General features: G+C 70.8%; 24 protein-coding genes. 15 read left to right on the forward strand and 9 right to left on the reverse strand.

What is annotated here, in order from left to right; genetic code table 11:
* The first annotated feature begins 75 nt into the window (after positions 1–75).
* The 11 genes from MRB58_RS13525 (at position 76) to MRB58_RS13575 (ending at position 8,550) form a co-directional block, all read left to right on the forward strand.
* Positions 76–2,064, forward strand: a complete 1,989-nt coding sequence (locus MRB58_RS13525) for a bifunctional diguanylate cyclase/phosphodiesterase (RefSeq protein WP_244777656.1) — start codon at positions 76–78, stop codon at positions 2,062–2,064.
* A gap of 221 nt (positions 2,065–2,285) precedes the next feature.
* Positions 2,286–3,575 carry a UDP-N-acetylglucosamine 1-carboxyvinyltransferase gene (gene murA, locus MRB58_RS13530; protein ID WP_244777657.1) on the forward strand — a complete coding sequence of 430 codons (1,290 nt, stop codon included), beginning with the start codon at positions 2,286–2,288 and terminating at the stop codon, positions 3,573–3,575.
* A gap of 142 nt (positions 3,576–3,717) precedes the next feature.
* A complete protein-coding gene (locus tag MRB58_RS13535) occupies positions 3,718–4,176 on the forward strand; it encodes a DUF2948 family protein (protein ID WP_244777658.1) in 459 nt (152 codons plus the stop codon).
* Entirely contained in the window at positions 4,176–5,468 is a 1,293-nt protein-coding gene (gene hisD, locus MRB58_RS13540) for a histidinol dehydrogenase (RefSeq protein ID WP_244777659.1), read from the forward strand. The genes MRB58_RS13535 and hisD overlap by 1 nt, the downstream gene beginning before the upstream one ends.
* 10 nt (positions 5,469–5,478) lie before the next feature.
* Positions 5,479–5,958 (forward strand): UPF0262 family protein, encoded by a 480-nt coding sequence (locus MRB58_RS13545; RefSeq protein ID WP_244777660.1) that lies wholly within the window; start codon positions 5,479–5,481, stop codon positions 5,956–5,958.
* Positions 5,955–6,386: a low molecular weight phosphatase family protein gene (locus tag MRB58_RS13550; RefSeq protein ID WP_244777661.1), complete on the forward strand. Its 432-nt coding sequence runs from the start codon at positions 5,955–5,957 to the stop codon at positions 6,384–6,386. Before MRB58_RS13545 ends, MRB58_RS13550 begins: the two co-directional genes overlap by 4 nt.
* A 103-nt stretch (positions 6,387–6,489) precedes the next feature.
* Positions 6,490–6,708, forward strand: coding sequence for a translation initiation factor IF-1 (gene infA, locus MRB58_RS13555; protein WP_244777662.1), 219 nt, complete (start codon positions 6,490–6,492; stop codon positions 6,706–6,708).
* Positions 6,709–6,712: 4 nt separating this feature from the next.
* A complete protein-coding gene (locus tag MRB58_RS13560; protein ID WP_244777663.1) occupies positions 6,713–7,351 on the forward strand; it encodes a Maf family nucleotide pyrophosphatase in 639 nt (212 codons plus the stop codon).
* Complete coding sequence (gene yacG / locus MRB58_RS13565) at positions 7,348–7,545, forward strand: DNA gyrase inhibitor YacG (RefSeq protein ID WP_244777664.1); 198 nt, start codon at positions 7,348–7,350, stop codon at positions 7,543–7,545. Before MRB58_RS13560 ends, yacG begins: the two co-directional genes overlap by 4 nt.
* A gap of 239 nt (positions 7,546–7,784) precedes the next feature.
* On the forward strand, positions 7,785–8,201 hold the full coding sequence (locus MRB58_RS13570; RefSeq protein ID WP_244777665.1) for an ATP-binding protein: 417 nt from the start codon (positions 7,785–7,787) through the stop codon (positions 8,199–8,201).
* Positions 8,202–8,205: 4 nt separating this feature from the next.
* Positions 8,206–8,550, forward strand: a complete 345-nt coding sequence (locus MRB58_RS13575; protein ID WP_244777666.1) for an STAS domain-containing protein — start codon at positions 8,206–8,208, stop codon at positions 8,548–8,550.
* On the opposite strand, the gene MRB58_RS13580 is transcribed toward MRB58_RS13575, so the two are convergent.
* The 4 genes from MRB58_RS13580 to MRB58_RS13595 are packed head-to-tail and all read right to left on the reverse strand — an operon-like array spanning position 8,534 to position 13,045.
* Positions 8,534–9,322, reverse strand: a complete 789-nt coding sequence (locus MRB58_RS13580; RefSeq protein WP_244777667.1) for a GNAT family N-acetyltransferase — start codon at positions 9,320–9,322, stop codon at positions 8,534–8,536. The two genes, MRB58_RS13575 and MRB58_RS13580, sit on opposite strands and share 17 nt — an antisense overlap.
* A complete protein-coding gene (locus MRB58_RS13585; protein WP_244777668.1) occupies positions 9,319–10,320 on the reverse strand; it encodes an ABC transporter substrate-binding protein in 1,002 nt (333 codons plus the stop codon). Before MRB58_RS13585 ends, MRB58_RS13580 begins: the two co-directional genes overlap by 4 nt.
* Positions 10,321–10,326: 6 nt before the next feature.
* Entirely contained in the window at positions 10,327–12,315 is a 1,989-nt protein-coding gene (locus MRB58_RS13590) for an MFS transporter (RefSeq protein WP_244777669.1), read from the reverse strand.
* 4 nt (positions 12,316–12,319) lie between these two features.
* A complete protein-coding gene (locus MRB58_RS13595; protein WP_244777670.1) occupies positions 12,320–13,045 on the reverse strand; it encodes a hypothetical protein in 726 nt (241 codons plus the stop codon).
* Positions 13,046–13,169: 124 nt separating this feature from the next.
* Between MRB58_RS13595 and MRB58_RS13600 the strand changes: the two genes are divergently transcribed.
* The 3 genes from MRB58_RS13600 to MRB58_RS13610 are packed head-to-tail and all read left to right on the forward strand — an operon-like array spanning position 13,170 to position 17,882.
* Entirely contained in the window at positions 13,170–13,916 is a 747-nt protein-coding gene (locus tag MRB58_RS13600) for a PDC sensor domain-containing protein (protein WP_244777671.1), read from the forward strand.
* The gene (locus MRB58_RS13605; protein WP_244777672.1) at positions 13,903–15,792 is read left to right on the forward strand and encodes a hypothetical protein; all 1,890 of its coding nucleotides are present in this window, start codon (positions 13,903–13,905) and stop codon (positions 15,790–15,792) included. The genes MRB58_RS13600 and MRB58_RS13605 overlap by 14 nt, the downstream gene beginning before the upstream one ends.
* Positions 15,792–17,882: a PP2C family protein-serine/threonine phosphatase gene (locus MRB58_RS13610; RefSeq protein WP_244777673.1), complete on the forward strand. Its 2,091-nt coding sequence runs from the start codon at positions 15,792–15,794 to the stop codon at positions 17,880–17,882. Before MRB58_RS13605 ends, MRB58_RS13610 begins: the two co-directional genes overlap by 1 nt.
* Positions 17,883–17,981: 99 nt before the next feature.
* Here MRB58_RS13610 and MRB58_RS13615 read toward each other — a convergent pair whose 3' ends face one another.
* Entirely contained in the window at positions 17,982–19,310 is a 1,329-nt protein-coding gene (locus tag MRB58_RS13615; RefSeq protein WP_244777674.1) for an adenylate/guanylate cyclase domain-containing protein, read from the reverse strand.
* Between the two features lie 300 nt (positions 19,311–19,610).
* Positions 19,611–21,992, reverse strand: coding sequence for an ATP-dependent helicase (locus MRB58_RS13620; protein WP_244777675.1), 2,382 nt, complete (start codon positions 21,990–21,992; stop codon positions 19,611–19,613).
* A gap of 18 nt (positions 21,993–22,010) precedes the next feature.
* Between MRB58_RS13620 and MRB58_RS13625 the strand changes: the two genes are divergently transcribed.
* Positions 22,011–22,286 (forward strand): hypothetical protein, encoded by a 276-nt coding sequence (locus MRB58_RS13625; RefSeq protein ID WP_244777676.1) that lies wholly within the window; start codon positions 22,011–22,013, stop codon positions 22,284–22,286.
* A gap of 46 nt (positions 22,287–22,332) precedes the next feature.
* Here the strand turns inward: MRB58_RS13625 and MRB58_RS13630 are convergent, their stop codons facing one another.
* The 3 genes from MRB58_RS13630 to MRB58_RS13640 all read right to left on the reverse strand — a co-directional run bounded on the left by MRB58_RS13630 (position 22,333) and on the right by MRB58_RS13640 (position 26,621).
* Entirely contained in the window at positions 22,333–23,781 is a 1,449-nt protein-coding gene (locus MRB58_RS13630) for an FGGY family carbohydrate kinase (RefSeq protein ID WP_244777677.1), read from the reverse strand.
* A 115-nt stretch (positions 23,782–23,896) separates the two neighbouring features.
* Positions 23,897–25,234, reverse strand: coding sequence for an NAD(P)/FAD-dependent oxidoreductase (locus tag MRB58_RS13635; protein WP_244777678.1), 1,338 nt, complete (start codon positions 25,232–25,234; stop codon positions 23,897–23,899).
* Complete coding sequence (locus MRB58_RS13640) at positions 25,227–26,621, reverse strand: NAD(P)/FAD-dependent oxidoreductase (protein ID WP_244777679.1); 1,395 nt, start codon at positions 26,619–26,621, stop codon at positions 25,227–25,229. The genes MRB58_RS13635 and MRB58_RS13640 overlap by 8 nt, the downstream gene beginning before the upstream one ends.
* Positions 26,622–26,741 lie beyond the last annotated feature (120 nt).

Genomic DNA, 26,741 nt, shown 5'->3' on the forward strand with positions numbered 1-26,741 from the left:
CCGCAGCGGCGCCGCAAGCGTGGCCCCAGCCTCATCCCGTTCTCTGGAGATCGAAGGATTGAACACGAGGCGTCCATGGCGGTCTCCGCGACTTCGCTGCGAAACGAGCGGGGATTCCGCAAGATCTTCATCCTGAATATCGTCGCGGGGCTCATCATCGCGACGACGTTCGGGATCGGCGCCTTCCGGGTGCTCGACTTCCTCGATCACGGACTGGCCACGATCCTGGAGAAGGGCGCACGGCGCTGGGTCGCCCCGATGAGCGAGGCCCCCTTCTTCGACGTCGCGCTCAGCGGGAACGAACCGCCGGCCGACGTCGTCGCCACGGTCTTCAAGTCGTTCAACGACCATGGGATCGACCGGGTGCGCGTCTACGGCCTCGACGGCAAGCCGGCGTGGGCCGCGCCCGGCGACGAGGACACGGCGCGCCCGCTGGCCCCCAAGGTGATCGAGGCGCTGCGGGCCGACGAATGGTCGCTCCGCATCTACCCCACGCCCTACGGCGAAGGGGAGACCCGCCACTATGCCGACCTGCTGATGCCGATCCGCCGGGACGGCGCGACCGTCGGCGCCCTCGGCATGCGCATCCACGTCAGCGAGGCGCACGCGCAATACGTCACCGCGATCGCCTTCGCCGTCGTCGGCTTCACGCTGCTGGGGCTGGTCGGCGTCGTCGCGACGGTCGCCAACGCGGTCCTGATCGCCCGGCAGCGCCGCCATTCGGACGAGATCTACCACCTCGCCCACCACGACGCGCTGACCGGCGTCGCCAATCGCAACCGCTTCCTCGCCACGCTCGACCGCGCGATGCTGCCGGCCAAGCTGCGGGAGGGTGGCGTCGCCGTCCACGTGATCGACGTCGACGGGTTCAAGGGCGTCAACGACTCGCTGGGGCACGACATCGGCGACCAGTTGCTGCGGGTCGTCGCCGCCCGGCTGCTCGACTGTGCGGGCGAGGGCGACCTCGTCTCCCGCCTCGGCGGCGACGAGTTCGCCGTGGTGCAGCGCCATGCGACGCGGCAGAGCGCGCTGGAGCTGGCCGAACGGATGCTGGAGGCCGCCCGCGCGATCCGTGATCTGGACGGCGTCCCGGTGAGCGCCTCGCTCAGCATCGGCGTCGCGTTGGCGCCGGAGCACGCGACCCTCTCCTCCGAATTGCAGAAGTGCGCCGACGCGGCCGTCTACCGGGCCAAGCGCGAGGGGCGTAATCAGGCCGTCGTCTTCGAGGTCGGCATGGACGGGGAGCTGAAGACCCGCAACACCCTGCGCGTGATGCTGCGCCGCGCGCTGGAGACCGATTCCTTCGAGCTTCACTACCAGCCGATCCACGAAGCGCACACCAACTCGCTCCTCGGCTTCGAGGCGCTGCTGCGCCTGCACGACGGCGACGGCGGCAACATCTCGCCGGCCAAGTTCATCCCCATCGCCGAGGACATGGGCCTCACCCCGCGCATCGGTCAGTGGGTGCTGAACGAGGCGTGCCGGACCGCGGCGTGCTGGCCGGCGGAGCTGTCGATCGCGGTGAACCTGTCGGTGCAGCAGTTCCGCGAGGACCTCGCCACGGTGGTCGAGAGTGCGTTGGCGCTCTCGGGCCTGGAGGCGAGCCGGCTCGAGCTGGAAATCACCGAGACGCTGTTCATCGCCGAACCCGACCAGGTCGTCGAGCAGCTGCGGCGGATCAAGGCGTTGGGCGTGCGAGTGGTGATGGACGACTTCGGCACCGGCTACTCGAGCCTCAGCTACCTGTGGAAGTTCCCATTCGACAAACTGAAGGTCGACCGATCCTGCTTCAAGTCGCTCGACGAGTCGGAGAGCGTCGGCGAGGTTCTGCGTACGATCAGCGCGATGAGCGGGGCGATGAACCTGCGCGTCGTCGCCGAGGGGATCGAGACCGAGGTGCAGCGGACCTTCGCCTGCCAGGCCGGCTATGACGAGCTGCAAGGCTACCTGTGCGGCCGGCCGATGTCGCTGGAGGCGGTGCTGCAATATATCCGCAACTCCACCGTCGCCCGGCGCACCGTCCCGGATGACATCCCGATGGTCCGGCCCAGCCTCCTCAACTGACCGCCGCACCGCACCGCACCGCACCGCACCGCACCGTGCCGTGCGGGTGCCGGGCCGAGGCTTGTGGCGCAAATGTCGCAAGCGGAGCGCGATCGGCGAGGCACTTGCAAGTGTCGTTAATGCGCGGATTGATCGGCTCCCCAGCCTCCCGTAGCCGTGAGGATCATCGATTGGACAGCGTGTCCTTGTGATCCGATCGGCGTGGTGTAGGGGAGTGACGTATGGACCGCATCCGCATTACCGGTGGCGCACCGCTCGAGGGGTCCATCCCGATCTCCGGCGCGAAGAACGCCGCGCTGCCGCTGATGATCGCCTCCCTGCTGACCGACGAGACGCTGACGCTGCAAAACGTCCCGCGCCTCGCCGACGTGCAGAAGCTGTTCCACATCCTCGCCAACCACGGCGTCGACACCGCCTTCCAGGGCAAGCGCTCCGGTGAGGACGAGCTGGCCGGGCAGACGGTGAACCTCACCGCCCGCGCCATCGTCGACACCACCGCCCCCTACGAGCTGGTCTCGACCATGCGCGCCTCGTTCTGGGTGATCGGCCCGCTGCTGGCCCGCATGGGCGAGGCGCGCGTGTCGCTCCCCGGCGGCTGCGCCATCGGCACCCGCCCGGTGGACTTCTTCATCGAGGGGCTGAAGGGCCTCGGCGCCGACATCGACATCGAGCGCGGCTACGTCGTCGCCAAGACCAAGGGCGGTCTGATCGGCAACCGCGTGCGGCTGCCCAAGCCGTCGGTCGGCGCGACGCACACGCTGCTGATGGCCGCGACGCTCGCCCGCGGCGAGACGGTGATCGAGAACGCCGCCCGCGAGCCGGAGATCGTCGACCTCGCCGAGTGCCTGATCCAGATGGGCGCCAAGATCGAGGGGCAGGGGACGAGCTCCATCACCATCGAGGGCGTGCCGCGCCTCTACGGTGCCCGCCACAAGGTCCTGCCCGACCGGATCGAGACCGGCACCTACGCGCTGGCGACGGCGATGGCCGGCGGCGACGTGACGCTGGAGGGCGCCTCGGCCGACCATCTGGAGCGGCCGATCGAGCTGATGCGCGCCGCCGGGGCGGAGATCGACGTCACCAACCGCGGCCTGCGCGTGCGCCGCAACGGCCACGGCATCGTCGCGGTCGACGCCGAGACCGAGCCCTATCCCGGCTTCCCGACCGATCTGCAGGCCCAGTTCATGGCGGTGATGTGCGCCGGCAAGGGCACCAGCCATGTCACCGAGACGATCTTCGAGAACCGCTTCATGCACGTGCAGGAGCTGGCCCGGCTCGGCGCCGACATTTCGCTCAACGGCCAGACCGCGACCATCAAGGGCGTCGATCGGCTGAAGGGCGCGCCGGTGATGGCGACGGACCTGCGCGCCTCGGTGTCGCTGGTGATCGCCGGCCTCGCGGCCGAGGGCGAAACGGAGGTCTCGCGCATCTACCACCTCGACCGCGGCTTCGAGCGGCTGGAGCAGAAGCTGTCGCGCTGCGGCGCCCAGATCGAGCGCGTCTCCGGCTAGTCTCGCCCCGCGTCACGAAAACCGGCACGATTTCGCGACAACGGCGGGGGCGGTGAGCGCGGCCTCGCGCCGCGGGAGTCGCGCAGGCGCGCGAAGGCGGTTATTAGGGGGCTTCGAGGCCCCGAACCCGAAGACATTTTTGATGACGTCGTCCCCTCTCCCCGTGAAGATGTTCGCGCTCGACGAAGACGACCTCGCCGTCGTGTCCGCCCACGTGCAGGACGCGGTGGCCAAGGTGGCGGACATCCGGTGGTCCCCGGCCGACGGGCACTTCGCCATTCCGATGAACCGCTTCGCCTGGGAGCTGACGGCCGACCGCAAGACGCGCCGCAAGGGCGACCAGCGGCGCCGCGCCGTGCTCTCCTTCGCGCGCGTGACGCGGGCGCAGGTCACCGGCATCGCCCCCGGCGCGCAGGACGCGGTGCTGTCCGTCCTCGCCGTCCTCTTCACAGCCACGGACGCGCCCGCCGGCGTCGTCACCGTGGTCTGCTCCGGCGACGTGATGATTCGCCTCGAGGTCGAGTGCATCGAGGCGCAGCTGGCCGACATGGGCGGGGCGTGGAGCGCGTCGATGCGCCCCAAGCACGTGGTCGGCCGCTGATGCGCCGGCTGGACAGCCGGGACCCCGGCTTCGCGCAGGCGTTCGCCGCCCTCCTCGCCGACCAGCGCGAGTTCTCGGCCGACGTGACCTCCATCGTCGACACCGTGTTGCAGGACGTGCGCGCCCGCGGCGACGCCGCCGTCGCCGAATATACGCAGCGGTTCGACCGGGTGGACTTCGCGGTGACGCCGATGGCCGTCACGCCGGAGGAGATCGCCGCCGCCCGCGCCGCCGTGCCGGACGAGGTGATCGACGCGCTGATCTTCGCGCGCGACCGTATCGCCGTCTTCCACGAGAAGCAGATACCCGCCGACGCACGCTTTACCGACCCGGTCGGCGCGGTGCTCGGCTGGCGCTGGACGCCGCTCGCCTCGGTCGGCCTCTACGTCCCGGGCGGGCAGGCGGCCTATCCCAGCTCGCTGCTGATGAACGCCGTCCCGGCCAAGGTCGCCGGCGTGAAGCGCCTCGTGATGACCGTGCCGGCGCCCGGCGGGCATCTGGAGCCGGTCGTGCTGGCCGCCGCGGAGATCGCCGGCGTGACCGAGATCTACCGGATCGGCGGCGCACAGGCGATCGCCGCACTCGCCTACGGCACCGCGACGATCGCCCCGGTGGACAAGATCGTCGGCCCCGGCAACGCCTATGTGGCGGCTGCCAAGCGGCAGGTGTTCGGCACCGTCGGAATCGACATGGTCGCCGGCCCGTCCGAGGTCGTCGTCGTCGCCGACGAGACCGCGCGGGCCGACATCGTCGCCGCCGACCTGCTGGCGCAGGCCGAGCACGACGAGGTGGCGCAGTCGATCCTGATCACCACGAGCCCGGAGCTGGCGGGGGAGGTGGACGCCGCCGTCGCCGAGCAGCTGGAGGTGTTGCCGCGCCGCGCCGTCGCGGAGGCGAGCTGGCGCGACCACGGCGCCATCATCCTCGTCGCCGACCTCGACGAGGCGGCCGCGCTGGTGGACCGGCTGGCGCCCGAGCACCTGGAGCTCGCCGTCGCCGACCCGGAGGCGCTCGCCGCAAAGGTCAGCCAGGCCGGCGCGATCTTCCTCGGCATGATGACGCCGGAGGCCATCGGCGACTATGTGGCCGGCCCCAACCACGTGCTGCCGACGAGCCGCTCGGCGCGTTTCTCCTCCGGCCTCTCCTCGTTCGACTTCCTGAAGCGCACCACCATGCTCAGCCTCGACCGTGCCGCGCTGGAGGCACTGGCGGGCCCGGCCATGACCCTCGCCGCATCCGAAGGGCTCGACGCGCACCGCCTGTCGATCGCGCGCCGTCTCTCATCCTCGTGACGAGGGCGTCATGAGTGACGAGGACAGCGCCCGCCTCATCGCCGTCACGCTGGACGAGGCGTCGATCGACCGCGGTACGCCCGACGTCGAGCACGAGCGCGCGGTGGCGGTGTACGACCTCCTGGAGGAGAACGTCTTCCGTCCGGTCGGGGTGGGGCCGGGGCCGTACCGGCTGATCCTGTCGATCCAGGAGAACCGGCTGGTCTTCACCATTCGGAGCGAGGCCGGCGAGCACCTCGTGGCGCACATGCTGTCGCTGACGCCGCTGCGGAAGGTGGTGAAGGACTACTTCCTCATCTGCGAGAGCTACTTCTCGGCGATCCGCAGCGCGGCCCCGGCGCAGATCGAGGCGATCGACATGGGCCGGCGCGGCGTGCACGACGAGGGATCGCGGCTGCTGGCCGAGCGGCTGGAGGGCAAGATCGAGGTCGACCACGCCACGGCGCGGCGGCTCTTCACGCTGATCTGTGCCCTGCATTTCAAGGGATGAGCGTGGGCCGCACGCCGACCTCCGTCCTCTTCGTCTGCCGACACAACGCGATTCGCTCGCCCATGGCCGCCGCGCTTGCACGCCACGCCGCGCCGACCACATATATCCGGTCGGCCGGCCTGGAAACGGGCCAGCCGGACCCCTTCGCCGTCAGCGTCATGGCCGAGAAGGGGCTCGATATCTCCAAGCGCAGGCCCCGCTCGCTGGAGGAGCTCAACGACACCTCGTTCGACCTCGTGGTGACGCTGGCGCCGGAGGCGCACCACCACGTGCTCGATCTGGCGCGCACGCAGAGCTTCGACGTCGTATACTGGCCGACGCTCGACCCCTCCGGCGCGCAGGGCTCGCGCGAGCAGATCCTGGAGAGCTACCGGCAGGTGCGCGACGCGCTCGGCCGGCAGGTCGAAGAGCTGTTTGCTCAATCTTGACCCCGTTGCCGGGGGACATTGGAACGAAATACCTGTATCACCACCTAGTGACGGTGAGGCGCTATAGCGCCGCACCCTGCTGAAACAACGTAAAAGGGCCTCAATGGCGAAAGAGGAAGTGTTGGAGTTTCCGGGTCAGGTGACCGAGCTCCTCCCCAACGCGACGTTCCGCGTCAAGCTCGAGAACGAGCATGAGATTATTGCGCATACTGCCGGGCGGATGCGCAAGAACCGTATCCGTGTTCTCGCAGGCGACCGCGTGTTGGTCGAAATGACTCCGTACGACCTGACCAAGGGTCGCATTACATACCGCTACAAGTGATCTGATGGCGCGAGTGCGCAACTCCGTCCTGATCCTGGCATCGGGCTCACCCCGACGGTTGGCGCTCCTGGAGCAGATCGGCATCGTCCCCGATCACATCTCGCCGGCCGACGTCGACGAGACGCCCGAGCGCAAGGAACGCCCCAGCGCCTATGCGATGCGCCTGGCGCGCGAGAAGGCCGAAGTCGCGGCCGATCGCGCCAAGGCGATGCTCAACGCGCGCGACACCTACGTGCTGGCGGCCGACACGGTCGTCGCCGTGGGGCGGCGGATCATGCCCAAGGCCGAGTCCTACGATGTCGCCCAGGCGTGCTTGAAGGCGCTGTCGGGGCGCAACCACACCGTCTACACCGCGGTCGTGGTGATCGGCCCGCGCGGGCGCACGCGCGACCGTCTGGTCGAGACGCGCGTGAAGATGAAGCGGCTGTCCGATCGCGAGGTCGTCGACTACCTGTCGAGCGGCGAGTGGGACGGCAAGGCGGGCGGATACGCCATCCAGGGCCGTGCCGGCGCCTTCGTGGCCCGCATCGTCGGCTCCTATTCGTCCGTCGTCGGCCTGCCGCTCTACGAAAGCGCGCAACTCCTCGGCGGCATGGGCTTCACCCGCACCGGCGAGACGATCGCCGACGAGGTGCCGGTGTGAACGCGCACGATCCCGCTGTCCCGCCCCCGGCGCGCCCGTGCCCCGTGTGCGGCAAGGAATCCCAGCGCGAGACGCGGCCGTTCTGCTCCAAGCGGTGCGCCGACGTCGACCTTCACCGCTGGCTCGGCGGCCAGTACCGCGTCCCCGTGATCGAGGAAGACGGCGGCCAGGACGAGACCCCGCGTGACGAGTGATCCGGTTGCCGTGTCGGCCGCCTGGGCCATCGATCAGCGCGTGGCCATGCGCGGCGTCGCCGTCCCCGCCGCCGGCCGCACCCCCGCCGCGTGGCGCCTCCCGCCCGCTTCCGTTCCGCGCCGTGCCGGCGACCCTCACCCGGTCGTCCCGCCGGTGTGCCGCGCGAAATAGGTCTTGCTTTGACTGGCGATGTGGGGCGCACTCCCAGCGACCTGTTCGTCAAGCGAAGGGTTCGGCGATGAGCGCCGCCATCGAATTCAGGCTGACCACTACCGACGAGCTGACCGCCCTGCTCGACGCCGTCGAGGCGTTCGGCGAGGCGCAGGACCTGCCGGTGAAGACCGTGATGACGTTGAACCTCGTGCTGGAGGAACTCGTCACCAACGCGATCCACTACGGCGCCGGGCCGAACGGCGCGGTGGTCGACGTCTGGGCCGAGCTGCGCGACGCGCGCGTCTACGGCTGCGTGCGTGACAACGGCATCGCCTTCAACCCGCTCACCGCCCGCATGCCGGACACCGAGGCGCCGATCGAGGAGCGCCCCATCGGCGGCCTCGGCCTCTACATCGTGCGCGAGATGGCGCACAACCTGGACTATCAACGCGAGGGGGCGGAGAACGTCCTCAAATTCCAACTATCTGTTCAAGAAGGCTGACGGTGTGAGCGAGCTAGTCGTCGAACTCGAAACCACGGGCGAGGTGGTCGTCTTCATCTGCAACGGCCGCGTCGATTCGAACACCGCCAAGACCCTGCAATCGACCGTCATCGGGAAGATCCAGGACGGGGCGCACCGGGTCGTGATGGACCTCACCCACACCAACTACATCTCGAGCGCCGGCCTGCGCGTGATCCTGATGGCCGGCAAGCAGATCAAGGCCGCCAGTGGGAATTTCGTGCTGTGCGGCATGCAGCCCTCCGTGCGCGAGGTGTTCGAGGTGACGGGGTTCCTGCGCCTGTTCGAGGTGAGCGATACGCGCGACGAGGCCGTCAGCGCGGCGCAATAGCCTCCGGCACCGGCGCGCCCGTGAATGTCGCCAGTGCCTCGGCGGCGGGGGCGGCGTCGTCGCGCGTTTCGCCCGCGACGGCGGTCGGCAGGACGAAGTGCAGGAAGGGCTGCCCGCAATCGCCGCGGATCGCGTCGTAGGCGAAGCAGCCGCGGTCAAACAGGGCGTTGGCGCCGGCGATGTCCTCGGCGGCACGCCAGTCGCTCTCGGCCTCGCCCGGGCGCGGCATCGCCTGTGCGGCCGGGCGCCAGAGCAGGTAGCGCATGCCGTAGGTCTTCTGCGCCGCACGCACGATCCGGAACCCCTGCTTGGTGAGGTTGCGCATGGAGGGAACGTTGTTGGGCGCCGCGGTGCACACCGCGTGCTCCGCCCCTCGCTCCACCGCAAAGTCGAGCCGCGCGTCGATCAACGTGCGCTGAAGGCCGCGCGACCAGTAGGTCGGCAGCACCGCCGACCCGTCGAGCACGAAGACCGATTCCCGCGCCGTCACGTAGTCCTCGACGCCCTTGCGGTCGTCGCTGCCGGGTTCCTCCGGCCGCACCATGCCGTAGCCGACGAGCCGCCCCGACTCGGTGAGGCCGATGATGGCGCCCCCCTGGTCGAACATGGCGTAGAAGTCGTCCGGCTCGTCGCGGCGCACCAGGTTGCTGGCCGGCAGCGCGTCCAACGTGCGGCTGTGCACCTCGTAGACCGCGGGAACGTCCTCGCGCACCAGCATGGTGACGGCGATGTCGCGCGGGGCGGCCGACGGGAGTTTGACGCCGAGCCTCATTCGTCCCTCAGGATGTTGGCGTAGTTGAGCATCGCGAGGGGCGGATAGAGGGCCAGCTCGCGCGCCATCTTCATGTTGATGACGAGCGCGAAACGCTTCAGCGTCTCGATCGGGATCGCGGCCGGGGCGATGCCGTCCACCAGGATCTGCTCGGCCTTGTAGCCGGTGAGCTGGCCCACCGAATAATAGCGGCTGATGAGGCTGACCAGGGCATCCCCCTGCATCGCCTCCGCCGCCGAGAAGCCGGGCACGCCGAGCGCGGTCGCGGTCGGCGTCACGTCGGCCATCTGGCGGCTGAGGAAGGTGTCGGGCAGGTAGTAGAGCCACTGGGCGCCCTCGCCGGCCAGCTCCTCAACCAGACGCTTGGCGGCCGTCCCGTCGGGCTTGCCGTCGGCGCCGAGGGGAAAGGTGCGCTCCACGACGGTGAAGCCCATCTCGTCCCCCAGCTCCTTCACGTTGGCGACGATGGCGAGCGAGTTGGGCTCGTTGGAGGTGTAGAGCACGCCCAGCCGCTCGAACGGCTTGTAGGTCTGCATCGCGCGCAGCTGCGGCTCGGCCGGGACGACGTGCGACGTGCCGGTGATGTTGCGGCCGGAGGATTCGCGCGTCGGCACCAGACCGGAGGCGACCGGCGCCGAGACCATGGTGAAGACGCCCGGCAGCTCGGTGATGTTCTTGTCCGGGTCGACGTCGTCGTAGCGGCCGAAGGTGGCGATCGTGTTGGGTGTGCCCCAGGAGTAGACGAGATCCGGCTTCAGCGCCTTGACCTCCTTGACGATATCCGGAACGCGGCTGGGGTCGAGGTTGGCGTTGAACTCGATCAGATCCACCGGCACGCCGCGCTGGGCGAGATAATCGCTGAAGCCGGCCTCCACCTCGGTCTGGCCGCGATAGAGGATCTGCGCGATGCGGTAGGGCGACTGCGCCCGCGCGCGGGTGACGTAGGGAGTGGCGAGGAGACCGGCTCCGAGGGCGAGGGCCTTACGACGTGTCAGCATATCTTGCTACTCGCTGGGAACGGGGACCGGCTCACGCTCGGCCAGCATCATGGCGATGCCGAAGAGGAGCGCCCCGGCGATGAGGACGAAGCCCATGAAGAGGATGGCGACCTCGGCCGAGGTGGCGGCCCAGACCGCGGCGAAGACCGCCGGCCCCGCCGCGTTGCCTGACCGCTCGATCAGCCGGAAGACGCCGTAGACGCCCCCTTCGGAGAGGGAGGGGAAATAGCGCCGTCCGAGTTCGCCGACGAGCGCGGTCTGCGGGGTCGTCGACAAACCCTGCGCGATGCCCACCTGAACCACGAAGAGCGCCGCCCCCCAGGGCTGCGGCCACAGGAAGAGGTGCGCGACGGCGAGGCCCGAGAGCACCCCGCCCAGCACCACATAAGGAACACGCTTGGCGTTGTGGTCCGAGAAGGTCGAGATCGCCGGCACCACGACCAGCATGACGAGGCCGTAGAGCATGAGGACGCGGCCGATGGTCGACTGGTCGAAGCGCACCGCGAGATCGAGGGGGATGTAGTAGAAGGCGATGCCGATCAGGATCATTTTCGCCGGGAAGGCGCAGGCGAGCATCAGCAGGAAGATAGCCGGCTTCTTCAGGACGATGATGGAATCGGCGAGTTTGGCCGTCGGTTTGGCGACGCCGCCGCGCTCGTCGTTCGGCAGCGCGACGAGGGCGCAGATGTAGGCCACCAGCGCCATCGCCGCGGAGATGAGGAAGGTCGGATTGGGGCCGAGACGGTCGGCGATGATGCCGCCGATCGGCGGGCCGCACAGCATCGCCGCCATGATCGCCGAGACGAAGAGGCTCATCCCGCGCGCCCGGTTGGCCGCCCCCGTGCGGTCGACGATGTAGCCTTGCGCGGCGACGAAGACGATGGCGAAACCCACCGCGGTGACGGCGCGGGCAGCGATCAGCGGCCCCATGGAGCCCGCCATCGCGGTGCCGAGGAAGCCCAGCACCGCCGCCATCGCGCCGAGGCGGACCGAGCGGGAGCGACCGAACGTCTCGGTCCACACGTTGAGGACCGGCTGGCCGAGCGCCATGATCGCCATGAAGATGATGATCGGCAGCGCGATTACGAACTCGACCGAGAGGCCGGCGATCGGCTCGGCCATGCTCTCGATGTAGCTTGGCAGGAAGGCGCGCGTCAGCTCCTCGGCGAAGTAGAAGAGGAAGACCGGGGCGCGCACGGCGGCCAGCGTCGCCGGAGTCTCGTAGCGCTTGGCGGTGAGCTTGTGGCTGGCGGCGATCTTGTCGAGCGCGGCGACCGCACCGGCGTCGCCTTTTTCCACCGCCGCGGCGCGCAGCTCGGCATGTTCGCGGTGGACGCGGGCGACCTCGCCGTCGACCGCCTTGACCTCCTCGGCGATGTCGCCGGTGCCGGCGAGCGGCAGATAGGGCCGGAAGTCGCCCCGCCACAGCGAGGACAGGCGCTGCGCCAGACCGCGCAGCAGCACCGCCGAGGCGCGCGTGAAGGCGAACGAGACCAGCTCCAGCGCCACCAGAACCGAGACGATCAACAGCACGGCCACGTCGAGCCACAACTCGCGCACCAGGACGCGGGCGACGCTGTCGGGCGTGCCGACGACGACGTCGCCGACGCTGGCGCCGCCGACCACGATCGGCGCGCTGGCGGTCTGCATGCCCTCGCTGTCGTCGAGCGCTTCGGGTTCGAAGTCGTGGCTGTCGGCCTGGGCGACGACGCTCCCGTCGGGGCGGACGATGCGCACGAAGGCGAACTCGCCGTTCTCCTCGACGGCGGCTTGCAGCACGTCTTCGGCCCGCACCAGCTTGTCGAGGCCGATGCCGTACTCGCCGGCCTGGCCGACGAGGCCCGAGATCGAGCGTGCGACGGTGCGGGCCTTCTGGTCCAGCGCCGGCAGCAGCAGCCGCTCGGCCGCGGTGACGGTCTGCCACGAGATGACGGCGAGGCCGGCGACGAGGATCGCCGTGACGCAGGCGAGGAGGATGCCATCGAAGCGGCGCATCGCGTCAGACTCCCGTCTCGGTCATGGGGACGGGGAGGCCCAGGCGCTCGGCCACGCGGCGGTGCTCGTCGTCGATGGCGGCGATGGACGGGCCGACCTCGACCAGCACCATCGCGCCGGAAGCGGTCGGCGCGCGCTCCGTCAGCCGCCGCCACAAGCCCCGAACGCTGAAGAGCACCACGCCGCAGACCGCCGCGATGCACGCCAGGATCGCCGCCACCGAAGTCCACAGCACACTGCGGCCGAGGTCGGCGAGATTGTCGTTGATGGCCTGGCGGGACGCGCGCACCACGACTTCGCCTTCAGATGTTCCGAAGGCGGTACTGATCGGCGCGGTGCGGCGCCAGGCGATGGCGGTGTCGCCGGCATCCTGGGCGCCGCGGCGGGCGGGGTCGCTGGAGAACAGGATCGTGCCCCCGTCGGAGACGACGTCGGCGGAGAGCATCATCGGGTCGGCCGCGGCTTCGCGCTCCAGGGTCAGGTTCATGACGTCCTGGCTCACCAGCGGGACGCCCATCGACATGGCGACCTCACCGTCGTTGGCGATGCGCTGTGCGACAGTGGACATGCGTGCCCAGACCAGCTCAAGGTAGTTGTGGCGGACCCCAGCATAGTTCAGGTAGCTTCCGAGCGCGAGCGACGCCGCCACCAGAGGGATCAGGGCCGCCAGCAACGTCAGACTTAGCTTTCGCATGTCGTCCTGCGCAATCGAATGGTCGAAGTGATCCAAGGGGATCGTTGAAGGACCGATAACTGTCAATGTTTAAGGAACGCATGAATAGTCTGAACTTGGCAGGCTGGAGGTCTTCCAGGGTGGCGTCCCCCGTCCCGCCGCGCACCGCCCGCTAGCGCCGATGGGGCGGACCAGCGGCTTCTTCCTCTGTGCGCTCGTGCCGATCCTGGCGCTGGCCGGGTTCGTGGTCGTGGCCGCGCGTGTGATCGAGCGGAGCGACGCGGCGCTGGGCGCGGCGGGGCTGCAATTCCTGCTGTCGGGCGCGGCGCGCACGGTGGAGCTGAACCTGCAACTCGGCCTGCCGCTGGTCGAGCTGCAACAGGTCGACACCATCCTCGAGAACGCCGTCGCATCGACGCCCGACGTGCTGGCGGCCGACGTCATCGGCCGGAACGGCGTCACCCTCTTCTCCACCGACCGCGGTGCGGTGGGTGAGCCGGTGCCGCGCGCCTGGGCCGCCGCGATGGCCGACGGGCGAGGCGCCTGGAAGGCGCGCGAACGGGAGACGGTCACCCTCGGCCAGCCGATCATGAACGATTTCGGGCAACTAGAAGGCTGGGTCGCGATCATCGTCGACGCCGACCGGCTGACCCCGCCCCTGTCGCGCACGCAAGGGCTGTTCGTCGCCGCGGCGCCGGCGATCGGCGCGGCGATGCTGCTGGCGGTCCTCTTCGGGACGCTGGTGGCGATGCGGTCGGCGCGGCGGGTCGACCGGGTCGCCAAGCACCTGCGCGGCCGCGAGCCGGTGGTCCACCCGCTGACGCTGCTGGAGGACGCGGCCAACGCCGCCGTCCACGGCCTGAAGGACGCCGAAGAGCGCGTCGAACGCGTGCAAAGGGACCTGCGGCGGCTCGATGCGGAGATCTAGGGGATACGTCAGCGGCTCGGTCGCGTCCGACTGGCTGTGCGCCTTCGTCGGCGCGCTGGCGGCGTTGGTCGTCGGCCTCGGCACCTATGGCGCGATCCTCCTCGCCATGCCCCCGGCGTTGGACGACGTGGAGCAGAACTCGCTGGCGGTGGCGAACACGGTGGCGCAGTCGGTGGGCGCGGACATCCGCTCCGCCGTCTCCCTCGGCATCCCGATCGAAGAGATGCGCGGCGTGCACGACTACCTCGCCGAGGTGCTCGGCTTCGCGCCCGAGGTGGAGGAGATCGCGATCCTCGACCGGCAGGAGCGGCTCCTCTTCTCGTCCGACCCGGCGCCGGATTCGGTGCTCGACGGGCCGCACGTGCGCGCGCCCGTGCTCGACCCCGCGAGCGAGACGGTGATCGGCACGGTGATCGTCCACGCCTCGACCGAGACCGGGCGAGCGGTGGCGCGCGGAGTGCTGGTGGTTTCGGTCCTGGTCGCGCTGCTCAGCGGGCTCGTCGTGGCGGTCTGGCTGCGCATCGTGCGCCTGGAGCGGCTCGACCTGCCCACGGTGCGGACCGCCGCGACTCTGCGCAGCGCCGGCCGCGGCCATTTCATCGAGCGCGGCCTCACGCCCTCCGGCCTCCTGACCCCGCTGGTCGACGCACTGGCGCGGGCGGTGACGCCGATCCAGCTGACCCACCGCCGCATCCAGACGCTGGCCGACGAGATCCGCGCCGTCGACGGGTCGGCCGCGGTGCGCCAGCGCGCCGCCGAGGCGACCGCGGCGATGCAGGACCTGTCGCTGGAACGGCGGCGGGGGCGGATGCGCACGATCGGCTTCGTGTGGTGGCCGGCCGCCGCGCTGACGGTGCTGATGGGCACGCGCCCCCTCGTCGCCAACTTCGCCTACGACCGCATCGGCGACGACCCCTATGCCGCCGTCTCCGTGGCGCTGGCCGTGACCGCGGGGGCGGTGGGGGCAATCCTGGGCGTCCTGGTGGCGCTCGCGGTCGGCGGCCGGCTGTCCAAGCCGGTGACCTTCGCGGCGATGGTGGCCTCCGCCGTGGCGTTCGCCGCCGTCTACTTCGTGCGCGACTACAGGACGTTCATCGCGCTCGCCGCCTTCGCGAACTTTACCGGGTGGCTGGCGGTGTGGACTGTGTTGCAGGCGACCGGCGCGGGCCGGCGTCTGCCGTGGCGGGGCGGGCTGATCCTGCTGGCCGCGGCGGCGATCGGGCCGATCCTGGGCGCGCTGCTCGCCGAAGCCGAAGGCCGCCGTGCCGCCTTCGCGACGCTGGGTGCGCTGGCGGCGGTGCTCGCGGTCCTCTCCACCACCGGCGCGCCGCGCCTGCGCCAGGCGACACGCCCGCCCGCGCTGACGGGCGCCGAGGCGATGGCCCTCGCCGCCGTCAGCCTCGCGGTCTTCGCCTGGATCGACGTCAACCTCGCCGGCTGGGTCCTGCGCGAGCGCTATGCGATGCTGGGGCTCAACTTCGGGGTCTGCGGCGTGGCGGCGTTCGTGCCCTATCTGACGCGGGTGCGTGTGCCGGCGGCGGCGGGCGCGGTGCTCGCCGCCGCCGCGGTGCTGGTCGGCGGCGGCGTCGTGGCGTTGCCGTACCTCGATCTGCCGGGGCCGGACATGCGCTTCCTCGCGACCAGCACGCTCGCCGGGCTCGGCTTCGGAATGGTCACCTACGCGCTGGGGGCGCGCGCCTTCGTGCCGTCCGCGGCGGTGGCGATCGGCATCGGCGGCATCGTCGCCGGTGCGCCCCAGGCGGCCGCCTTGGTGGTGCCGGGCGCCGGCTTCGCGCTGTCGGCGATCGCGGCCGCGGCGCTGGCTGGGCTAGCGATCCTCGCCACGATCACCCGCGCCTTGGGGTGGTACCGCTGATGCTGCTGCGCACCCGCATCACGCTGCTCCTCTCGCTGGCGCTGATCTTCATGATCTTCGCGCTCATCGGCCTCGGCTTCGTGCGCGCCCGCCTCTCCGAGGCGCAGCTGGCCGACATCGCCATCGCCGGCCAGCAATCGCTCTGGGAGAGCCTCGTGTCCGACCAGGCGGAAGACCTGATCGACATGGCCGACCGCTTCTCCTTCCGCGTCACCAACGCCCCCGCATCCGACGAGAACACCCTCGAGGCGCTGATCGACAACTCGGCCGACCTCCTGGCCGATGGGCTGACCGTCCAGCTCCTCAGCACCGGCGGCGAGATCCTCGCCTCCAACGCGCCGACCTTCCGCACCCGCCCGATCCTCGGCCCTCCGGCGCTGGCGCGGCTGCTCGACGGCCACCAGGCGCCGGGCGGGCTGCGCCAGGAGACGCCGTCGCGCTATGTCGTCGCCGGTGCCAGCGTCGCGGTGCGGCGCAACGGGCCGCCGATCGTCGTGGTGCTGATGGTCGACGCACTGAGCATCCTCACCGAGCTTTCGGAACGGCTGGGCGAGCCGAGCTACCTCGTCTCGCTGCGCGGCCGCATGGTGGCGGGGACCGACCCGGCGCTCTTTTCGCTCGTCGCGCCGCAGCTGCCGCATCGGACCGCCGACGCGCAGATCATCTCCGTCGACGATCGGCTCTTCTTCGCGGCGGGAGTGCCCGTCCCGGACCTGATGGGCCCGCCCGCCGGGCAGCTCGTCACCTTGCGCGATGCGACCGACAGCCTCTCGGCGAGCCGCCAGCTGGAGCGCACCGGGGTCATCGGCATCTCCGTCGCCAGCCTCGTGCTGATCGTCGCGCTCTACGTCTTCCTGCGCCGGGCCTTCGCGCCGCTGGAGGCGTCCATCGGCACCCTCAGCGCGCTGTCCAAGGGCGACCTCAACGAGCTGCCAACGATCGGCGGATCGGGCGAGATCCGCCGCATCGGCGAGGCGCTGCTGGTCTTCCGCCGCAACGCGCTGCGCCTCGTCGAGCAGGAAGAGCGGATCGCGCGCCAGCGCCGGCGCCAGGAGCGCGTCATCAAGCGCCAGCTGGAGCGTCTCGCCGGCACGCTCGATCCGGAAGGGCAGGAGGCGATCCAGGCGGACCTGCGGGCCATCCTCTCGGACCCGGACGGCACCGGCTCCGCCGAGCCCGTCCCCGCCGCCGGCCAGGCCGCCCGCCCCAACGAGGAGCTGGCGATGCTGACCGAGGTGTTGCAGCGCATGTCGCAGCGCATCTCCGCCCAGCATCGCCGCCTGACCGAGCTGATCGCCGAGTTGCAGGCCGCGATCATCACCCGCGCCCGCCTCGCCGGACTGGAGCAGGAGCTGGAGATCGCGCGCGAGCTGCAGCTCTCCTTCCTGCCCAAGCCGCTGCCGCCGCACCCGGCCTTCACCGTCGACGGCTTCATGGAAACCGCCAAGGAGGTCGGCGGCGACTTCTTCGACTATTTCATGATCGACGAGCGGCGGTTGGGCGTCGTCGTCGCGGACGTGTCCGGCAAGGGCGTCGCCGCCGCGCTGTTCATGGCGATCACTCGGACGTTGATCAAGGCGACGGCGATGACGGGCTCCTCGCCCGCCGAGACGCTGAAGGACGTCAACGACTTCCTTGCCGAGGACAACGATCAGATGATGTTCGTGACCCTCTTCCACGGCGTCATCGACCTGCCGACCCGCACGATGCGCTACGCCAATGCCGGCCACAATCCGCCGCTGCTGACGGACCTCGCCAACGGTGTGGTGACCGAGCTTCCGTCCGCTCGCGACCCCGCACTGGCGGTGGTCGAGGGGCTCGAGTTCGAGGAGATGGTGGTCCAGCTGGAGCCGGGCATCCGCCTCTTCATGTTCACCGACGGCGTGACCGAGGCGTTCAACGCCGGCGAAGAGGCCTTCGGCGACGCCCGCCTCCAGGCCGTCGTGCGCGCCGCCGACGAGGACGAGGCGGACCTCAACCAGGTCGTCCACAACGCCGTGATCGCCTTCGAAGGCGGCGCCGAACGGGCCGACGACCTCACCTGCGTCACGCTCCACATCCACCCGTCGCTGCGCAACGACCCGTCCTGACGACGGCGTCGCCACTGGGACGAGGCGCCGGCGCCGCTCGGACCCCACCGGAAAACAGCCCGGCGCCGTGCCCTGATCGCGCGGCGGAGAGGGGCGGGGTCAGCGCTTGGGGGGGGCGGTGAAGGTGGCGCGGGCAGTTCCGCGCCAGACGCCGTCCCAGTCGGCCGCCGGCGGGTCGGCGCGGTAGCGGGCGAGGCGTTCCAGCATCATCCGGGTGGGGACGTCCGCCGGTGCCTCGGCCGTGAGGGCGGAGAACGTCCGTTCGGCCGTGTCCCAGTCGCGCTGGCGCATCGCGACGAGGGCGTGGCGGTAGCGCTCGGCGAAATCGGCCGTGGCCGGCGGCACGTCTCCCGCCCGGCCGAGCAGCGCGTGCACCACCACCGGCAGCTCGCTGCCGCGCACGGTGATGAGGTCGATCTCGCGCGTCACCATCCCGGAGCCTGCGAGGGCGGCGGTCTCGGCCGTCAGGAGGATCGCCTGGCCGTAGACCTTCGCCGCCTCCTGGAGGCGCGCGGCGAGGTTCACCGTGTTGCCGATGACCGTGTAGTTGCGGCTCGCCAGCGGCCCGATGTCGCCCGACAGGACGTCCCCCGTCGCGATGCCGACCACCGCGTCGAGCCGCTGCGCTTCGGCGATGCCGTCGACCTCGAGTGCGTTGCGCAGGGGGCCGAGGGCGGCGATCTGGCCGAGGGCGGCGACGCACGCGTCGTGCGCCTGCGTCGCCGGATCGGTGAAGGGCGGGCCCCAGACGGCCATCGCCGAATCGCCGATATACTTGTCGGTGATGCCGCCGGCGTCGGCGACGGGCTGCGTCACAGCGCCGAGGAAGCGGTTCAGCATGTCGACCAGCTGGCGCGGCGCGAGGCGTTCCGACCAGCCGGTGAAGTCGCGCATGTCGACGAACGAGATCGTCATGGCGCCGCGCCGCGAGCGCTCGGTCTCGGTGCTGGAGAGGATGCGGTCGACGATCCGCGGGTCGACGTAGGCGCCGAACAGGCGCTTGATCTTGCGCCGCTTGCGCTCCTCGGTGATGTCGCTGACCACCACCACCACGCCGAGACGCTTCGCCTCGCCGTCCGCCTCCTCCTTGGTGAGCCGGCTCGACGAGACCATCAGGTCGAGCGTCGCCCCGTCCCGCTCCAGCGTGACTTCGACCGAATGGGTCAGCTCGGACTCGTAGACGGCCTTGAACACCACCTCGTTGAAGGCGTCGAACTCTTCGTCCAGCAGGAAGACCTCGGCGAAGGACTGGCCCAGCACCTCCGAGGGGAGCTTGCCGAAGATGCGGCCCGCGGCGTCGTTGAAGGTGATGATCTGGCCCTCGAGGTCGATCGAGATGACCCCGTCGCGCATCGATTCGAGGATGCGCTGGAAGATCTGCGGGTCATCCTGGCCGCTCGCCGTCCGGGCGACGTCGTCCGCCTTCATGCGAGCCGCCGGCCGGAGCCGGGTGTCGAAGGGGCGGGCGTGACGGCGCCGGGCGCCCGGCTCGCAGCGGGGCCGGCGCGAAGGGGGCAGCGGACGGTGGATCCTCGTGTCATTCTTCGTTCGTATCGCCGACGGGCGCCGAGGCCCACCCTCGCTGCGCGATTTCTCGCCCCGTGGGGATCCTGCGGCGGCGCCCCGTCTCGCTTGAGCGCATCCAGGATGACATTTGCATCACCGGCGGGCGCTCCCGCAACGTCCGCCCGGCCACACTCGTCGGCAATCGTGTCGCCCGGCATCGTCCTAGGCGCGGGTGACGAACGAATCGATCACCCGTTTCTGGCCCGCCTTGTCGAAGTCGACCGTCAGCTTGTTGCCCTCGACCTGGGCGACGTCGCCGTTGCCGAACTTCTGGTGGAACACGCGGTCGCCCACCGAATAGGCCGACGGGCCGTCCGACACCGACTTGGCGACGAGTTCGCCCTCGATCGTCAGCGGCAGGTGGCGTTCGCGGCGGGAGACGTCCTCGCGCCGGCGCTGGGCGCGTTCCCAGCCGGGGGTGTGGTAGGTGGAGGAGAAGGTCTCGACCTTGTCGAACCGGGAGGCGCCGTAGCCGCCGATGCCGCCGTAGCCGGCCTCCTCGCGCACCGCGACGTTCTCGGCCGGCAACTCGTCGATGAAGCGGGAGGCGGCGCCGGCCTGCCACATGCCGTGGATCCGCCGGTTGAGCGCGAACCATACGAAGCACTGCTTGCGTGCCCGCGTGATGCCGACGTAGGCGAGCCGCCGCTCCTCCTCGAGCCCGGCCTGGCCGTTCTCGTCCATCGCGCGCATCGAGGGGAAGAGGCCCTCCTCCCAGCCGGGGAGAAAGACGACGTCGAACTCCAGCCCCTTGGCGGCGTGGAGGGTCATCAGCGTGACGGCCTCGCCCTGTGTCTCGCCTTGCGCGTCCGTCACCAGGGAGACGTGCTCCAGGAAGGCGGGCAGGTCGTCGAAGTCCTCCATGGAGCGGATCAGCTCCTTGAGGTTTTCCAGCCGCCCCGGCGCGTCGGCCGAGCGGTCGGCCTTCAGCATGTCGGTGTAGCCGGATTCTTCGAGGATGATCTCGGCGAGCTCGGTGTGGGGGAGGCGGGCGAGCTGCTCGCGCCAGCGGGCGAACGAGGCGATCAGCTGGACGAGGCCGGTGCGCGCCTTGCCCTTCAGTTCGTCCGTCGTCAGCATGTCGGCGACGGCGACCATCAGCGGCACTTCGCGGTCGCGCGCTGTCTGCATGATGCGCGAGACGGTCTGCTGGCCGACGCCGCGGGTGGGCACGTTGACGATCCGCTCGAACGCCAGGTCGAAGCTCGGCTGCACGGTGCAGCGGAAGTAGGCGAGCGCGTCGCGGATCTCCTTGCGCTCGTAGAACTTTGGCCCGCCGATCACCCGGTAGGGCGTGCCGGCGGTGACGAAGCGGTCCTCGAACGCACGCATCTGTGCGGTGGTGCGAACCAGGATCGCCATCTCGTCGAGCGTGGTCCCGCTCTTGTGCAGGCTTTCGATCTCGCCGTTGATCGCCCGCGCCTCCTCCTCCGAATCCCACGACGATGCGACGGTGACGGGCACGGCGTCGGGATCGACGAAGTCGGTGAAGAGAGTCTTGCCGAGGCGCCCTTCGTTATGGGCGATCAGGTGTGAGGCGGCGGCGAGGATGTGGCTGGTGGAGCGGTAGTTGCGTTCGAGCCGGACCACGGTGGCGCCCGGAAAGTCGGTCTCGAAGCGCAGGATGTTGTCGACCTCGGCGCCGCGCCAGCCGTAGATCGACTGGTCGTCGTCGCCCACCACGCAGAGGTTCTTGTTGTTCTGCGCCAGGAGCCGCAGCCACAGATACTGGGCGACGTTGGTGTCCTGATACTCGTCGACCAGCATGTAGCGCCAGCGCCGCTGGTAGCCGTCCAGAATGTCGGGATTGGCGCGGAAGAGGCGGATCGGTTCGAGCAGGAGGTCGCCGAAGTCGGCCGCGTTCAAGGCCTTCAGCCGATCGCGATAGAGCTTGTAGAGGGTGAGGCCCTTGCCGTTCGCGAACCACTGGCCCTCGCCCTTGGGGACCTCCTCCGGGATGAGGCCTCGGTTCTTCCACCCGTCGATCATGCCCAGCATCTGCCGGGGCGGCCAGCGCTTCTCGTCGATGTTCTCCGCCGACAGGATCTGCTTGGCGAGGCGGATCTGGTCGTCGATGTCGAGGATCGTGAAGTCGGGGTGGAGGTCGACCAGCTCGGCATGGCGGCGCAGGATCCGCGTTCCGATGGAGTGGAAGGTGCCGAGCCAGGGCATCCCCTCCGCCTGCGGTCCCACCACCTTGGCGATGCGCTCCTTCATCTCCCGCGCGGCCTTGTTGGTGAAGGTCACGGCGAGGATTTCGGACGGGCGGGCGCGGCCGAGGGCCAGGATGTGGGCGATCCGCGTCGTCAGCACCCGCGTCTTGCCGGTGCCGGCGCCGGCGAGCACCAGGACCGGCCCGTCGACCGCTTCCACGGCGCGGCGCTGCTCGGGGTTGAGAGCCTCCAGATACGCGGGGGCCGGGCGCGAAGCCCGTGCGGCACGCTCCGATATGGACACGCGCTCAGGCGCCGCACCACTCTCGGACGGGGTCCCGCGCGCCGGGAACGTGGCGGCAGGCGCGCTCCGGCGGACGGTCTCACTCATGACATCGATCCGATTCGCATGCGCGCGAGTATAGAACAATCGGAAAACGCCGGTCACCCCACCGGCAGCATTTTGCCGCGCGTCGTCCCCCGCGATCCCGAACCGCTCGGTGGTGGCGACGAGGGGCGCACGCGCCGCGAAACGGTTGAAGCCGCTGTCGTCGATCAGGACGGCCCCAAGAATTCATTGCAAAAAATAAGCGCGATTGCTCGCGGCTTCTGTCAGATGATGGTGTTCATCGGTCTCCATTCGGGAGTGGAGCCGAAGTATGTGACGAAGATAACAGTCCGATGATCACTGTGCCGTTGCGTGTTGTAGGGACTTGGGAGAGCGGTGCGGTTCAGCGGTCGGTGTCGTGCCAGCTGTCGGCGAGCCGGCGCGTCGCGGAGACGGCGGCGGCGAAGCGCGTCGCGGCGCCGGCCGGCAGCGGTGCGGCGGTGACGCGCCCACCCGGTGCGGGCGGCGCGACGGCCATGCCGATCGCTTCGGCGGCGAGGCGGGCGGTGCCGCGCGCGGTGACGTCGGGCATCGCCGCGATGTTGAGGTCCAGTCCGACCGCGTCGGCCAGCATCTGGGTGAAGTAGGGATTGGCGGAGAGCCCGCCGTCGACCGGGAGCGGGCCGGACAGCGCAGTGACGGCGGCGATCGCGCGGGTCACCTCGGCGATGCGCAGCGCCACGCCCTCCAGCAGTGCCTGCATCATGTCGCTCCGGGAGGTCTCCAGCGACAGGCCGACGAAGCTGCCGCGCGCGCCGCGCTCCCAGTGCGGAGCGGCGAGGCCGGAGAGCGCCGGCACGAAGGCGAGGCCGCGTGTGATGGCGCGCGGTGTGTCGAAGCGGTCGATCTCGGCGAACTCGGCGAAGAGGCCGATGCGCCGTGCCCAGTTGACCGCCGCCGCCGCCGCGTACACCCCGCCGTCGAGACCGAAGACCGCCGCCTCGCCGGCCCGCTGCCACAAGACGGTGGGGAGGGCGCCGGAGCCGGCGGGCGGCCGTGCCCCGGTGACGGCGAGGACGAAGGCGCCCGTGCCGCAGGTGATCTTCGCCTCGCCCGGCCGCGTGCAGCCGTGGCCGTAGAGAGCGGCCTGCTGGTCGACGATGCTCGCCGTGAAGGGCACCGTGCGTGCGCCGCAGCGCACATGGCCCAGCTCGCCCGAGGTGGGGCCGATCGCCGGCAGTGCCGCCAGCGGCACGCCGAAGAGGGCCGCGAGGTCCGCGTCCCAGGCGAGCGTGTCGAGCGCCATGAGCGAGGTTCGCGAGGCGGTGGCGACGTCGGTCTCGAAGCGTCCGGTCAGGCGGTCGCGGAAGTAGGCGTCGGTGGTGCCCAGTCGCAGGCGCCCGGCGCGGGCCAGCCGCCGCGCCTCGGGCACCTCACGCACGATCCAGCCGAGTTTGGAGGCGGAGAAATAGGGATCGAGCGGCAACCCGGTCCGGCCGGTGACGAGCGGCTCGGCCCCCTCGCCGCGCAGTCGTTCCGTGACGGCGCTGGTGCGGTCGTCCTGCCAGACGATGACGGGGCCGACCGGGCGTCCGGTCTCGGCGTCCCAGGCGAGGCAGCTCTCTCCCTGATTGTCGAGGCCGACGGCGGCGACGTCGTACGCGGCCGCCGCGTCGAGGCAGGCGGCGATATCGGCGAGAAGCTCGTCCGCGTCGTGCTCCACCCAGCCGGGCCGCGGGTAGGACTGGCGATGCTCGCGCGACAATAGCGGCACCGTCCGACCATCGGCATAGGCGAGCACGGCGCGGGTGCTGGTGGTCCCCTGGTCGATCGCGAGGACGGGGCCGGTCACAGGCCCCTCGCGGAGGGGTCACGCCCGGCGCCCGCCATGCGTCGGGTGCGTGCAAGGCCGGCGCAGCCCCGTGCGGGTTTGCCGGGGGGTGGCGGGGCAGGGCACGAAACGGCGGTCATCGGTGTCTCCCGTCCGGCTCGATGGCGATCTCGGCCTCGCCGGCCGCGTCCGGCGGGATCGTGGCGAGGGGCATCAGGATGCGCCGCTCGGGCACGGTGTCGACCGCGGGGCCGCGCACCGACGCCGAGGTGCGCACGACGACCCGGCCACGCACCGGCGCGGCGGCGCGCAGCTGGATGGCGCCCGTGGTTCGCGCGTCCGGCACGATGCGCTGCGGTACCGCGTAGAGCACGCCGTCCGCCGGGCGCAGGCGCAGCGCCGGCTCGGGCGGGGGGAGGGCGCCGGCGAGGCTTTCGGCGATGCGGGCGGCGATGGCGCGGCCCTCGCGGTGGCACCAGCCGGCGGTCTCCACCGGGTGCAGCATGTTGCCGGCGGCGAAGATCGCCGGGTCGCAGGTGCGGCCGAACTGGTCGATCTCGGGGCCGCCGGTGGCGGGGTCGAGCGTCAGGTGGCTTTGACGCACCAGCGTTGCCTCGGGCCGGAAGCCGCCGGTCAGGACGACGCCATCGGTCGCCACATGGCGCGTCCCCGACGCACTGCGTAGCGTGACGCCCGTGACGCGCTCCGTGCCCTCGATGGCGACGAGCTCGGTGCCTCTCCACAGGGGGATGCCGAGGAGGCGCGGCAACAGCGCCGACGGCCAGCGGGCGGTGACGTGGGCCGTCGGCTCGACCATCGCCAGCGGGCGGATGCCGGCATGGCGCAGCGTGAGGATCGCCGAGAAGGCGACCAGCTCGGTGCCGACGATGATCGGCCGCACGAACGGCCGCTGGCGATTGAGGTAGACGAGCCCCTGCAAGGTGGCGGTGTTCATCACCCCGCCGGGCTTGGTGCCGCCGATGAGCCGCCCGGCGCGGGTGGTCTCACGCACGCCGGTCGCGATGAGGACGCGCCGGGCGTCGACCGCGTCGACCCCGTGCGGCGTCGCCAGGACGAGGCGCGGGCCGGGTTCGATCGCAACGACGGCGGTGTGCGTGCGGATCTCGGCGCCGGCAGCGCGCGTCGCCGCGACGAGCCGGCGGGCATAGGCCGGGCCGGTGAGCGGAAGGCCGAACTCGCGCAGGCCGAACGGTGGGTGGCCGCAGTGACGCGGGATCCCGCCGGCCTCGGCCTCGCGCTCCAGCACCACGACGCGAAGCCCCAGCCGGCGCGCTTCCAGCGCCGCTCCGAGCCCGGCCGGACCGCCGCCGATGATGGCGAGGTCGTGCGTCGGCGTCGCACACCCACGCACCGCTCCCGCCCCGACGGCGGCCTGCGCGGGAGGCGCGGCGGTCTCGGCGAGGGGCGGCGCGTGCGGAGTGGGGGGCGCCGGGCGGGGCGGCGGCTCACTCATCGCCGTCTCGCGGCAGCATCGGGACGGCGAGGCGGCCGGCCGTGATCCCGGCGATCTCGGCGCCACATCCGAAGCCCTGGCACCGACCCATCGTCACGCGTGTCCGCCGCTTCAGCCCGGCGAAGGTTCGCGCCGCAAGAGGGCCGGTCAGCGCCGCCTCCACCTCGCGCCGGGTGACGCGCTCGCAGTGGCACACGATGCCGCCGTTGCCGGGGCGCTGCCAGTCGCGCTCCGCCGTCTCGGCGAGATTGGGCATCGCCGGCCACACGGGGTCGGCTATGGGGCGGAGCGGCGCATCCCAGAGGGCGCGGACGTGCGCGGCGAGGCCCAGTGCGGCGCTGAGGCCGGTGGAGCGGATCCCGCCGACCGCGATGTAACCCGCCGCCGGCTCGGCCCGCACGCGGAACCCCTTCTCCTCTGTGGCCGGACGCAGGCCGGCGTAGACGGCGGTGATCTCGTGCCCGGCGAGCGCGGGGAGGATCTCCTCGGCCCGCGCGCGCAGGCGGGCGAGAGTAGGCCCGTCGAGCGTGGCGGTGGTGCGGTCCTCCTGTTCTTCGGCGGTGGGGCCGACGAGGAGGTTGCCCCAGGCCGTGCGACACACGACGATGCCCTTGGTGGTCGCCGTCGGCACCGGCAGGAGGATGTGGCCGGCGAGCGCCGCGGCCGTCTTGTCGAAGACGACGAACTGGCCCTTGCGCGGACGGATCCGAAACGTCGCCGCGCCGAGGAGCCGTGTCTCGACCATATCCCCGAAGAGCCCCGCCGCGTTGACGACGAGACGCGCCGAGACCGGCCCGGCCGCTGTCTCCAGCCGCCAGCTCTCGCCGTTGCGCACGCCGCCGTGCACCTCCGCCTCGCAACGCAGCGTGGCGCCGTTGAGGAGGGCCTGGGCGAGGTAGCCGTGCGGGGCGGACCACGGGTCGATCAGCGATTCGCCCGGCACCCGGAAGGCCGCCGCCACGCCGGGGCCCAGCGCTGGCTCCAGGGCGCGCGCCTGCGCCGCGGACAAGGGGGCGACGTCGGTGACGCCGTTGGCGTGGGCCGTCTCGATCAGGGCCGGCAGCCGCGCCGCCTCTTGCGCGGTCCAGGCGACGACCAGCGCCCCGCACTCGATCAGCGGCAGGCCCAGACGGTCGCGAATCTCGCGATATTCGGCGTGGCCGGCGCGGATACAGTCCGCCTCGAGAGTGCCGACGGGCGCATCGAACCCGGTGTGCAGGATGGCGCTGTTGGCCTTGGAGGCGCCGTCCAGCACCTCGGCGGCCTTCTCCAGGACCACCACCCGCGCCCCGTCGAGCGTGAACCGCCGCGCGATGGCGCAGCCGACCACCCCGGCGCCGATGACGGCGACATCGTAGTGCTCGGCGGTGGCTTCAGGCGTGGTCATAGGGTTTTTGTGGCCTTCGGTGCCCGTTTCGTCAATGTGTATGACCAAATGGGCGATAAGTGCCACATTGTTAGGCGATGATACGTTGACGCGGGCATGCTTCGATGACTAGCCTCCGCA

It is taken from the genome of Acuticoccus sp. I52.16.1 (genome assembly GCF_022865125.1).
GTDB lineage: Bacteria > Pseudomonadota > Alphaproteobacteria > Rhizobiales > Amorphaceae > Acuticoccus.